The organism is Comamonas sp. DB36, assembly GCF_057914905.1.
The window spans coordinates 25,181-37,093 of the sequence record NZ_CP196631.1 but is presented as its reverse complement, the minus strand read 5'-3'; the positions used below and the strand labels follow the sequence as shown (position 1 = coordinate 37,093).

Genomic DNA, 11,913 nt, shown 5'->3' with positions numbered 1-11,913 from the left:
ATCCTGCAATGATTGCGCAAATGCACGCTTGCTTCTGCAAGAAATGTCAATGAAATCAATGGGTTGTATAGGGTGTGCTGGCTGGCATGGGGTTTGCAATCAGCTGGGCATTGCCTTTCACAATGAGTACAAAAACCATGAGACGTAGAACCTTGATACAGGCCGGTGCCATGACTGCAGCGCAGGCCCTGTGGAGCACGGCCCAGGCGCAGGAGACCTTTCCCAGCAAGCCAATCACCATCATCGTGGCGTTCACCGCAGGCGGCAGTGCCGACCAGCGCGCGCGCCAGATCGGCAAGTTCATGAGCGCTGAAATGGGCCAGTCCGTGATCGTCGAAAACCGCCCGGGTGCGGGCGGCAACATCGGCACCCAGGTGATCGCGCGTTCCAAGCCCGATGGCTATACGCTGGGCATAGGCAACATGGCGCCTATGGCGGTGAACCCGTCGCTGTACAAGAAGTCGACGTTCGATCCGCTCAAGGAGTTGAGCATGATCGCGCTGCTCGAGCGCGGCCCGCTGATGCTGGTGGTGAAGGCCGATTCGCCGCTGCGCTCGGTGGCCGACGTGATTGCCGCGACCAGGACCAAGCCCGGCGGCCTGTCGTTCGGCTCCAGCGGCCCGGGCGGTGCCCACCATCTGTCGGGCGAGCTGTTCAAGTCGATGACCGATACCGAGATGACCCACATTCCCTACAAGGGTGGTGCGGCCGCGGTCGTCGACCTGATCGGCGGCCAGCTCGATTTCATGTTCGAGCCCATGTATTCGGCCGTGCCTTCGGTCAAGGCCGGCAGGATGCGCGCGCTGGCGATCACCAGCGCCAACCGCTCGCCGATGATGCCCGACGTGCCCACCATGGCCGAAGCCGGCGTGCCGGGTTTCGTGATGGAAAACTGGCAAGGCCTGATCGGTCCGGCCGGCATGCCTGCTGGCATCGTGCGCCAGCTCAATGCCGTGGTGAACAAGGCGCTGGCCGATCCGGCGATCAAGGCGCAGATGCTGAGCCAGGGCAATGAGATCGGCGGCGGCACGCCCCAGCAGTTCGAGGCGCTGGTGCGCAGCGAAACCGCCAAGTGGGCCGAAGTCGTGCGCCACAACAAGATCGTCGTGCAATGAACGCGCGGCCCACGCCACGCAGCATGCGCGCCATCACCATCGAGCGCTACGGCGGCCCCGAAGTGGCGCAGCTGCGCGGCGATGTGCCGGTGCCCGCGCCGCTGGCCGGGCAGGTGCTGGTGCAGGTGGTCTGCGCGGGCGTCAACTTCATGGACATCCACACGCGCCAGGGCAAGTACCGGCAGTCGCGCACCTATCCGCCGCGCCTGCCCTGCACGCTGGGCATGGAAGGCGCGGGCGTGGTGCTGGCGCTGGGCGAAGGCGTCACGCACCTGGCCGTGGGCGACCGCGTGGCCTGGTGCATTGCCTGGGGCAGCTATGCGCAGTACGCCTGTGTGCCGGCGTTCCAGGCGGCGCGCATTCCCGATGCGATCGGCTTCGACCTGGCGGCCGCGGCGATGTTCCAGGGCAGCACCGCGCATTACCTCGTGGACGATGTCGCGCGGCTTGGGCCGGGCCAGAGCTGCCTGGTGCATGCGGGCTCGGGCAGCATAGGCCAGCTGCTGATACAGATGGCCAAGCGCCTGGGCGCGACGGTGTTCGCCACGGCCAGCACGCCTCAAAAGCGCGCCGTGGCCGCGCAGCGCGGCGCCGACCAGACCCTGGCCTACGACAACGGCGGCTTTGCCGACGCGGTGCGCGCGGCAACGGGCGGGCGCGGCGTCGACGTGGTGTTCGATTCGCTGGGCCAGGCGACGCTGCGCGACAGCTTTCGCGCGGCGCGCACACGCGGGCTGATCGTCAACTACGGCAACGTCTCGGGCTCGGTGGCCGATCTCGATCCCATGGAATTGGGTGAAGCCGGCTCGCTGCTGCTGACGCGCCCGCGCCTGGCCGATCACATGACCGACGCCGCCACCATCCAGCGCCGCGCCGACGCGGTGTTCTCGGCGATTGCCGCGGGCGCGCTGACCATCGACAGGGCCGCGCCCTGCACGCTTGACGACGTGCACCTGGTGCATGCGCGCATCGAGGCGCGCGCGCAGGTGGGCAAGAGCGTGGTGTGGATCGATGAGGGCCTGCGCTAGGCCGACCTTTCAGAATTTTCCTTTTGCGTTTTTTCCAGGACATACCATGAGCATCCATCCCGGCACTTTGCTGCGCACTCTCCTCAACGAACGCCGCGGCCTGCTGGTGCCGGGCGCGGGCAACGCGTTGGCCGCGCGCGTGATCGAAACCATGGGCTTTGAAGCCGTATACCTCAGCGGCGCGGGCCTGACCAACAACTTCTACGGCATGCCCGACCTGGGCTTTGTGAGCCTCAACGACATCGCCAGCCACTGCGCGGCGATTCGCGACGCCGTCGCCCTGCCGCTGATCGTCGATGCCGACACCGGCTTCGGCAATGCATTGAACGTGCGCCACACGGTGCGCACGCTCGAGCGCGCGGGCGCCAATGCGATCCAGATCGAAGACCAGGTGATGCCCAAGAAATGCGGTCACTTCGCGGGCAAGGCGGTGATCGACCAGGCCGAGATGGTCAGCAAGATCAAGGCCGCGGTCGATGCGCGCGTATCGGGCGATTTCCTCATCATCGCGCGCACCGACGCGCGCGCCAGCGAGGGCCTGGACGCCGCGCTCGATCGCGCGCGCGCGTTTGCCGAGGCTGGTGCCGACGTGACGTTTGTCGAAGCCCCGACCAGCGTGGACGAGTTGCGCCGCATCGCCAGCGAGCTGCCTTGCCCGCAGATCGTCAACGTGGTGATCGGCGGCAAGACGCCCGCATTGCCGGCCGCCGAATTCGGTGAAATGGGCTTTGGCATGGTGCTCTACGCGAATGCGGCCCTGCAGGGCGCGGTGCGCGGCATGACCAATGCGCTGGCAGAACTGCAGCGCCGCGGCGAGCTGCCCGAAGATCCCGATCTGGTGGCGACGTTTGCCGAGCGCCAGGCGCTGGTGCAGAAGACCGCGTTCGATGCGCTGGACGCGCGCTACGCTGTGCAGCCAGTCAAGGGTTGAAGGGAGATACACGCAATGCAAAAACAGATAGAGGTACGCGCTACCTATATGCGCGGCGGCAGCAGCAAGGGCGTGTTTTTCGAGGCCGGCGATCTGCCCGCCGATGCCGCACTGCGCGACGCGCTGCTGATGCGCGTGATCGGCAGCCCCGATCCGTACGGCAAGCAGACCGACGGCATGGGCGCGGCGACGTCGAGCACCAGCAAGGTGGTGCTGGTGTCGCGCAGCACGCGTGCCGACTGCGATGTCGACTACCTGTTCGGCCAGGTCGATATCGAACAGCCGCGCATCGACTGGACCGGCAATTGCGGCAATCTGACCACGGCCGTGGGGCCGTTCGCGATCGCGCGCGGCCTGGTGGACGCTCCCGCCGATGGCGTGGCCGTGGTGCGCATCTGGCAGGCGAATATCGGCAAGGTCATCGTCGCCCATGTGCCCATGGCGGGCGGCACGGTGCAGGAGCTGGGCGACTTCGAACTCGACGGCGTGGCGTTTCCCGCGGCGCAGGTGCGGCTCGATTTTCTCGCGCCCGGAGGCGACGGCTCGAGCGCCGAGGAATCGCTGCTGCCCACGGGCCGCGTGGTCGATGTGCTGAACGTCGAAGGCGTGGGCAGGTTCGATGTCACCTACATCAACGCCGGCAATCCGACGATCTTCCTGCGCGCCGGCGACCTGGGCCTGACCGGCAAGGAGCTGCAGCCCGACGTCAACGGCGACGCGGCGCTGCTGGCGCGCATCGAGGCGGTGCGCGCCGCGGGCGCGGTGGCCATGGGCCTGGCGACTTCGGCCGCCCAGGCCACGGCTTCGCGCCCGGGAACGCCCAAGCTGGCCTGGGTCGCGCCGCCCGCCGACTATGTCGCATCGAGCGGCAAGGCCGTGCCCGCGCAGGCGCTGGACCTGCTGGTGCGCATTGTCTCCATGGGCAAGCTGCACCACGCGATCACGGGCACCGGCGCGGTTGCCGTGGGCGCGGCGGCAGCGGTCGAAGGCAGCATCGTCGCCCAGGCGCTGCGCCCCGGCGTTGCGGGCCGGGACGTGCGCATGGGCCACACTTCGGGCGCACTGGCTGTGGGCGCGACGGCCGAGCACCGGCCCGAAAGCGGCTGGGTCATCGCCAAGGTGAGCCTAAGCCGCTCGGCGCGCCGGCTGATGGAAGGCGTGGTGCTGGTGCCGCCAACGGCCTAGACGCAAACCTTTCACCACGCAAACGCCGGCGCCTGCCGGCTTTTTTTCGTGCGTGCACCACGCGTCTGCCTCATCTGCGTGCAGGCTGATCGCAAATGGTGCGCGCGGCGACGGCATTGCACGCGCCCGCCAGAGGGAAACAAGCGCGAAAAACAGCTGGCACGCAGCTTGCTTGAATGGCTTCGACTGCCTTGTGTACAAGCGAGTATTCAAGAGCGGATCGATTTTCGCCAAGGCCCAACTCAAGAAGGAACTGCCATGTTTTCACGTCGACTCTTGCTTGCCTCTTTGACTTCTTCGGCGCTTGCCGCGTCCATGGTGGCGCCCGCGCAGGCCGCGGACAAGGTCATCAAGGTCGGCACCTTGAAGCTGATCCATGGCATCACGCCGTACTTCTACGACAGGTTCACTCCGCCGGGCTACAAGATCGAGGTGGTGACCTTCGAGACGCCCACCGATGGCAAGAACGCGGTGGTGACCAAGTCGGTGGATTTCGGCACCTACGGCCTGGCCGCCGCGACGCTGGGCGCGGCCGCGGGCGAGCCCGTGGTGATCATTGCGCCGCAGTGCAACGGCGGCATCGCCATCGTGGTGCGCAAGGACGGCGGCGTGGCCAGTTTCAAGGGCCTCAAGGACAAGCGCGTGGGCATCCTGCCGGGCTCCACGCAGGAAGCGGTGTTCCTCGACCGCCTCAAGGCCGAAGGCATGACGATCAAGGACGTGAAGTCGGTGCGCGTGTCGTTCAGCGAGATGGCCGGAGCGCTGGAGCGCGGCGACATCGACGCCTACGTGGGCGCCGAACCCGGCCCGTCGATCAGCGTCGTCAAGGGCGTGGGCAAGGTGCTCGAGTACCCGTACAGCACGCCCACGGGCGCGGTGAACATGGTGATGACCACGCATGCCGACACCGTCAAGGACCAGGCCGAACTTGCCAAGGTGTTCCTGGAAATCCACCGCAAGGCTTCGGAGTTCGCCATGGCCAACCGGCCCGCGCTGATCGAGATGGCCGGCGCCAAGCTGGGCCTGCCGGCCGATGTCGCCAACCTGGCCGCCGACAACGTCAAGCTGACCTGGAAGATCGATGCCGACTGGATACAGCGCAGCAAGTACTACGGCTCGCTGATGCTCGAGCGCAAGCAGATCCGCAAGCTGCCCGACTACAGCCGCTTCATCGTGACCGGCCTCAACCCCCAGTCCTGATCGCTCTCCCGCCCTGCAGTCCGTCCCGGAAAGATCCGCCATGACCACTTCCACCCTTGATACCGGCGCGCGCGCCGCACCCGTGGCCGCCGCCACGCCCGTGCAGCCGGCGGCGCCGGCGCCCAACCATGTGCCAGAGTTCGTGATGCCGGCCCAGCCCGGCGCGCTGCACCTGTGGCTGGTGAAATGGGTGGTGCCGGCGCTGCTGCCGCTGGCCCTGCTGCTGGCCTGGGACCTGGCGGTGCGCCTGTCTGGAACGATGCTGGTGCCGCCGCCCAAGGAAGTGGGGCTGATGCTCTGGGACTTCGCGTTTGGCGGCATCTACGACGATGCGTTCAGCGAGACCCTGGGCATACACTGGATCAAGTCGATGTCGCGCGTATACGGCGCGTTTGCGCTGGCCGCGCTGGTCGGCATTCCGCTGGGCCTGGTGATAGGCAAGAACGCGACGATTCGCCGCGTGGTCGACCCCACGCTGCAGATGCTGCGCCCCGTGCCGGTCACGGCCTGGCTGCCGCTGTCGATGATCTTCTTCGGCGTGGGCCCGAACGCCGCGATCTTCCTGGTGTTCCTGGGCGCGTTCTTTCCCATCGTGATCAACACCACGTTTGGCGTGAAGTCGGTCGAAGTGCGCTTGTTCGAGGCCGCGGCAATGCTGGGCTGCTCGGGCACATCGATGTTCCGCCAGGTGGTGCTGCCCGCGGCGCTGCCCTCGATCTTCAACGGCCTGCGCTTGGGCCACGGCATTGCCTGGTTCCTGATCGTCGTCGGCGAGATGACGGGCGTGCCCGAAGGCCTGGGCGCGGCCATCATGGACGGACGCATGCTGTCGCGCACCGATGTCGTGATCGCGGGCATGGTGGTCATCGGCTTCACCGGCTTTGTCACCGACCGCCTGCTCGTCGCACTCAACAACCGTCTGCTCAAGTGGAGCCCGCAACACAATGTCTGATTCCATCGCCAACCGCAAGCCGACGCCCATTCTCGACATCGCGAATGTCAGCAAGGTGTTCAATCTCAACGGCCGGCCCATCCATGCGCTCAAGGACGTCAACCTGCAGATCCACAAAGGCGAGTTCGTCTGCCTGATCGGCGCCTCGGGCTGCGGCAAGTCGACGCTGCTGCGCATCATGGGCGGCTTCGAGCCGGTGTCCACGGGCTCGGCGCGCATGTACCACGCGCCCATCCAGGAGCCCGGCCCGGAGCGCGGCATGGTGTTCCAGGACTACGGCCTGTTTCCCTGGCTCACGGTGCGCGAGAACATCGCCTTCGGCCCCAAACAGCGCGGCCTGCCCGCAAGCCGGCTCAAGGAGATATCGGACCGTTTCGTGAACATGGTGGGCCTGGGCAAGTTCGCCGACCATTTCCCCAACCAGCTGTCGGGCGGCATGAAGCAGCGCGTGTCGATTGCGCGCGCGCTGGCCAATGACTGCGAAGTGCTGCTGATGGACGAGCCGTTCGGCGCGCTCGATGCGCTGACGCGCGAAGTGCTGCAGCAGGAGCTGCTCGACATCTGGGAAAAGACAAAACTGACGGTGATCTTCGTGACCCATGCGGTCGAGGAAGCCGTGCTGCTCGCCGACCGCGTGGTGGTGATGACCGCGGGCCCGGGGCGGGTGGAGCGCGACTACCGCATTCCGCTGGAACGCCCGCGCTGCATCACCGCGCCCGAATTCAATGCGGTGCGCCGCGAACTGACGGAAATGCTCAGCAGCCATGTGTCGCTGCCCAAGGCCGCGTGATGCTGGACAGCCTGCAGTCCTGGCCCCAGGCGCTGCGCGACGCGGCCTATGACAACACGGCCGCGGTGCGCGACAGCGCCGCGCAGCTTGCCGGCTTTGACGCGCGCAGCGCCGCGTTGCTGGCGCGCGCCGCGGGGGACATCGATCAGCGCTATGGCCCGGCCGAGCGCCAGGTCTTCGATTGCTTCACGGGCCGCGCCGACGCGCCCACGCTGCTGTTCATTCACGGCGGCTACTGGCAGATGCGCCACAAGAACAGCTTTCGCTTTGTTGCCGAAGGCGCGCTGGCGCTGGGCCTGAACGCCGCGCTGCTGGGCTATACGCTTGCGCCCCAGGCCAGCCTCACGCAGATCGTCGAGGAAGTGCGCCAGGGCATTGCCGCGGTGCGCGCGCATGCGCTGGCCCGGGGGCGCAGCGGCGACATATTGCTGTGCGGCTGGTCGGCCGGTGCTCACCTGACGGCGCTGGGCCTGGACTGCGAAGGCGTGCGCGCGGGTCTGGGCGTCAGCGGCATCTACGATCTCGCGCCGCTGCAGCACACTTATCTCAACGCGGCGCTGCAGCTCACGCCGACCGAAGTGCGCATGCTGAGCCCGCTGCATCTGCCGCTGGTGGACAAGCCATTCATCACCGCGTTCGGTACGGCCGAACTGCCGCAGCTGCAGGCGCAGAGCCTGGCGCTGTCGCTGCTGCGCCAGGGCTGCGAAGGCGGTCTGCTGGCAGTCGACGGAGCCGATCATTTCAGCATTCTGAATGCGCTGGCCGCGCCCGATGGGGTGCTGTTGCAGCGCTTGGTGGGCTGGGTTTAACGCTGCTTCGGACTGATTTTCAAGGGCGGCCGTTCATCCTTCGACAGGCTTGTATGGTTTGGTCTCCATCAACCAAACTTCAAGAAAGGGCGAGGAGCCGGGATGGAGGGACATCGACAGGCATCGGCCGTTGCTTTAGACCCAACGGACCGACTTCTTGAGTCATTACCCCATCCCTGCGCCGAGCGTCGATAAGGAACCTGGCGACGTCACCTGCATTTGCAGTCTCGATCGCCAATTCTTGCAAGCTCACGCCGACAGCAGGGTCCACCCCGGCACTCGTATTTTGAGCGATGAAGATCCAACAAGCTACTAATTTTGTTGGTGTGGATGTGGCAAGCGCGCATTTGGACGTCGCCATTCAGGGACAGACTCGTGTGCAGCGATTCGACAACACCGCCAAAGGTATAGCCCAGTTGCTGCGCGCACTGCCTTGTGGATGCGCGATAGGGCTTGAATCGACAGGCCGCTATCACCAGGCGCTGGCACAGGCTGCACATGCAGCAGGCCTGAGCGTTTATGTGCTCAACCCGCTGGACGCGCGCCGCTATGCGCAGTCTGTGGGCCAGCGCGGCAAGACCGACCGCATTGATGCCCTTATGCTGGCGCGCTACGTTTGCCGTGAGCATGAGCAACTGCGCCAATGGCAGCCGCCCACACAGACCCAAGAAGAAGTGCGTGAACTCATTGGCCACCGCGCAACCTTGGTGCGTCAGCGCAGCGCGCTGACGCAAGCGGGCAGCCACAGCAAGATGCTCAAGAGCTTGGATGCCCCGGTGCTTCAGGCGTTGAAGCAAGCCATCGAGCGCGTCGATGCGAAACTTGCTGCGGCCATCAAGATGGACCCACCCAGCCAACAGGCATTCGAACACATTACCTCTGTACCAGGACTGGGTCTGGTCTGCGGATCGCTGCTTGTGATGCTGTTCGGGCGTATGCAAGAACGTAGTTCGGATGCAGTGGTTGCATTCACCGGACTGGACCCACGCCCGAATGATTCGGGCAAGAAGATGGGCCAAAGGCGGCTGTCCAAGCGGGGTTGGCCGGAGATCCGGCGCCTGCTGTTTGCAGCCGCGATGTCAGCTGCGCGAACCAAGACTTGGAGCGGGTTGTATGAGGCTCAGCGCAAAAAGGGATTGAGCACGACAGCTGCGCTGATCGTGCTTGCTCGAAAACTGCTGCGTGTAGCGTTCGCGCTGTTCAAGCAGAAAAGCTGCTTCGATGGTTCACGGATGGCGGTAAACGCTTGACGAAAACCATAGAACCTCAGGACGAACGGGAAACGTGTTGGTGCCGAGCCGGCCTCGTCCAACCATGAACGGACTGCCCTACAGCAAATGGCGAATCAAGCCGCGACCCGTCCCTGCCTGGCCGCCTGCAGCGTATGCAGCGTGATCTTCTTGACTTCGTCGCGGCTCACGGCGATGTGCTTTTGCAGCAGCGCCTTGGTCGCTGCGGTGTCGCGTTGCAGCAGCGTCTGCAGGATCAGCGCATGTTCGTTGTAGGCCGCTTCGATGCGGTAGTTGCGCGTGAATTCCAGGCGCCGCACCACGCGTATGCGTTCGGTCAGATCGCAGTGGATGCGCGCCATCTCGAGATTGCCGCTGGCATGCACCAGTGCCATGTGAAAGGCTTCGTCCATCTGCGAGACTTCGGCGCAGGCGGCCAGGCGCTGGGACGGATCGACGCACCACAGCGTGCACAGCGGCGCCAGCCTTTGCGCAAGATCGGGCGCCGCGCCCAGCAGGTCTATGGCCGCGCATTCGAGCACCGAGCGCACGTCGTAGAGCTGCTCGAACACATTGAAGTCGATGCTGTTGACCAGCCAGCCGAGCTTGGGCATGACCGAGATGTAGCCCTCGCGCTGCAGCCGCACCAAGGCCTCGCGAATCGGCGTGCGGCTCATGCCCAGCAGCGCGCTGACTTCGTTTTCGCTGAAGCGGTCGCCGGGAACGAAATGGAAGTTGTCTAGCGCCTGCTTGAGCTGGGTGTATGCCGATGCGGCAAGGCTGGTCTGGGCCACGGGAGTCTCCTGGTTTCTTGTAGTGTGACGGTCTAGTGCAGGCTGTTGCAATACGCGCGCCAGCCGCCGAAATCCGTGATGTCGGTCGCCTGGGCCAGCGCCTGGCCTTCGCAGATGAAGCCCTTGCAGCTTGCACCGCTGGCCAGCGTGACCGAGCCGATTCCCAGCGGCGCCGGCACGCCGGCGACAAAGCGGCCGAAATGGGCCAGCGGCATCTCCCAGACTTCGACGGCAATCGCGGCGCCGCCTTCTGCACCAGCGGCCACGCGCGCCAGTCCCGGCTTGGGCGGCACCGTGGCTTGCAGCGCATACAGGCGGTAGCTGGCGCTGGTGTGCGTGGCTTCGACGAAGCGCGCGCCGCAGGACTGCAGCTCGTGGTTGAGCGGCATGCCGCGCAGATGTGCGCCGACCACGGCCACCTTGACCATTTCGCCGTGCGCGGCCACGTTCCAGGTGACGGGCGCTGCGCCGGCAACGGCACGCAGACCCGTGACGCCCGCGGGCAGTCCGGCCTGCTGCTCGAGTTGCGCGGCCCAGCGCACCAGATCGGGCTCGCACCAGCCGGGTGCAATCAGCGTGATGCCGAACGGCAGGCCGTCGGGCAGGCGGCTCGCGGGAATGGCGATGGCCGACCAGCCCAGCAGGTTCACGAAGTTGGTATAGACGCCCATTTCCGAGTTGACGGCAATCGGCTCGGCCATGACTTCATCGATGCGCGGATGGCGCGGCGCCGTGGGCACGCACAGCACATCCCACTGCTGCCAGATCTTTTCGGCCTGCTGCCTGAGTTCCTGCAGCCGGTACTGCGCGGCGAATGTGTCGGCGGCGGAAAACCGCTGGGCCACGTCGAGCACGCTGCGCACCACGGGCAGCATCTTGTCGGGCTGGCCTTCGTAGATGCTGCGCGCGCCGACCACGCGTTCCGCGACCCAGGGGCCCTGGTACAGCAGTTCGGCGACTTCAAACAGTGTGTCGAAGGCAATGTCCTGCAGCTGCGCGGTCTGGGCCTGCAGCTGCGCCGAGAAATCGGCAAATGCGGTTTCGTAGCTGGCCGACAGCTTGCGGCCCGCGGGCGTGGCCACGCGCAGCTGCGCCAGCGGCTTGTGGGCCGGCGCCATCGGGCGGGGCCGGGAGTAGGCATCGTCCGCGTCCAGGCCTTCCATCAGCGCCATGACGCGCGCGCTGTCCGCAACGGTGCATGCGAGCACGCCAATGCAGTCCAGCGTGCGGCAGGCAGGCACCAAACCGGTGCCGCTGACTGCACCCGGCGTGGGTTTGAGTCCCACGATCTGGTTGAAGCCTGCGGGAATGCGGCCCGAGCCCGCGGTGTCGGTCGACAGCGCAAAAGGCACGAGACCGCGCGCGACCACCGAGGCCGAGCCCGAGCTAGAGCCGCCACTGACCAGGACGGGATCAAACGTGTTGGGCACCACGCCATACGGCGAGCGCGTGCCGACCAGGCCGGTCGCGAACTGGTCGAGGTTGGTCTTGCCCAGCACGATGGCGCCGGCATTCTTCAGGCGCTGGACGGCAAATGCATCGCTTTGCGCTTCATAGGCAAATGCTTCGCAGGCCGCGGTGGTGCGAAAGCCCGCAACGTCGATGTTGTCCTTGACCGCGAAGGGCACGCCGTACAGCGGCAGCTGCTCGCGTCCTACGGCCTGCTCCAGCGCGGCAAGCGCTTCGATCTGGCGCTGCAGTTGCTCAGCGCTGGCAATGCTTATCCATGCCGTGTCGCCGGCCTCGCACGCCTGCCGCTGCGGCTCCAGCAGGTCGGCGGGGCTTGCGCCCCGGGCGTATGCATTCTTCCAGTCTTCTATGGTGCCGATCAGCATGATGAATACCCTGATGTATACAAGATGCTGAGATAAAGCAGTTTG

General features: G+C 65.9%; 11 protein-coding genes. 9 read left to right on the top strand and 2 right to left on the bottom strand.

Annotation, left to right across the window (positions count from 1 at the left end; genetic code table 11):
* The first annotated feature begins 137 nt into the window (after positions 1-137).
* From ACSVDO_RS00170 to ACSVDO_RS00130, 9 genes are all read left to right on the top strand, one after another.
* Positions 138-1,115 carry a Bug family tripartite tricarboxylate transporter substrate binding protein gene (locus ACSVDO_RS00170; RefSeq protein WP_489594484.1) on the top strand — a complete coding sequence of 326 codons (978 nt, stop codon included), beginning with the start codon at positions 138-140 and terminating at the stop codon, positions 1,113-1,115.
* Positions 1,116-1,138: 23 nt separating this feature from the next.
* Positions 1,139-2,143 (top strand): quinone oxidoreductase family protein, encoded by a 1,005-nt coding sequence (locus ACSVDO_RS00165; RefSeq protein ID WP_489594482.1) that lies wholly within the window; start codon positions 1,139-1,141, stop codon positions 2,141-2,143.
* A gap of 46 nt (positions 2,144-2,189) precedes the next feature.
* Positions 2,190-3,074, top strand: a complete 885-nt coding sequence (locus ACSVDO_RS00160) for an isocitrate lyase/PEP mutase family protein (RefSeq protein ID WP_332538619.1) — start codon at positions 2,190-2,192, stop codon at positions 3,072-3,074.
* 15 nt (positions 3,075-3,089) lie between these two features.
* The gene (gene prpF / locus ACSVDO_RS00155) at positions 3,090-4,259 is read left to right on the top strand and encodes a 2-methylaconitate cis-trans isomerase PrpF (RefSeq protein WP_489594480.1); all 1,170 of its coding nucleotides are present in this window, start codon (positions 3,090-3,092) and stop codon (positions 4,257-4,259) included.
* 258 nt (positions 4,260-4,517) lie between these two features.
* Positions 4,518-5,459, top strand: a complete 942-nt coding sequence (locus tag ACSVDO_RS00150) for an ABC transporter substrate-binding protein (protein ID WP_489594478.1) — start codon at positions 4,518-4,520, stop codon at positions 5,457-5,459.
* Positions 5,460-5,499: 40 nt separating this feature from the next.
* The gene (locus ACSVDO_RS00145) at positions 5,500-6,411 is read left to right on the top strand and encodes an ABC transporter permease (RefSeq protein ID WP_489594476.1); all 912 of its coding nucleotides are present in this window, start codon (positions 5,500-5,502) and stop codon (positions 6,409-6,411) included.
* A complete protein-coding gene (locus ACSVDO_RS00140) occupies positions 6,404-7,201 on the top strand; it encodes an ABC transporter ATP-binding protein (protein ID WP_332540223.1) in 798 nt (265 codons plus the stop codon). The genes ACSVDO_RS00145 and ACSVDO_RS00140 overlap by 8 nt, the downstream gene beginning before the upstream one ends.
* On the top strand, positions 7,201-8,010 hold the full coding sequence (locus tag ACSVDO_RS00135) for an alpha/beta hydrolase (RefSeq protein WP_489594474.1): 810 nt from the start codon (positions 7,201-7,203) through the stop codon (positions 8,008-8,010). The genes ACSVDO_RS00140 and ACSVDO_RS00135 overlap by 1 nt, the downstream gene beginning before the upstream one ends.
* Positions 8,011-8,303: 293 nt before the next feature.
* The gene (locus ACSVDO_RS00130) at positions 8,304-9,260 is read left to right on the top strand and encodes an IS110 family RNA-guided transposase (RefSeq protein ID WP_489593684.1); all 957 of its coding nucleotides are present in this window, start codon (positions 8,304-8,306) and stop codon (positions 9,258-9,260) included.
* Positions 9,261-9,355: 95 nt separating this feature from the next.
* Here the strand turns inward: ACSVDO_RS00130 and ACSVDO_RS00125 are convergent, their stop codons facing one another.
* On the bottom strand, positions 9,356-10,033 hold the full coding sequence (locus ACSVDO_RS00125) for a GntR family transcriptional regulator (RefSeq protein WP_332540220.1): 678 nt from the start codon (positions 10,031-10,033) through the stop codon (positions 9,356-9,358).
* Between the two features lie 32 nt (positions 10,034-10,065).
* Entirely contained in the window at positions 10,066-11,868 is a 1,803-nt protein-coding gene (gene atzF, locus ACSVDO_RS00120; RefSeq protein ID WP_489594472.1) for an allophanate hydrolase, read from the bottom strand.
* Positions 11,869-11,913 lie beyond the last annotated feature (45 nt).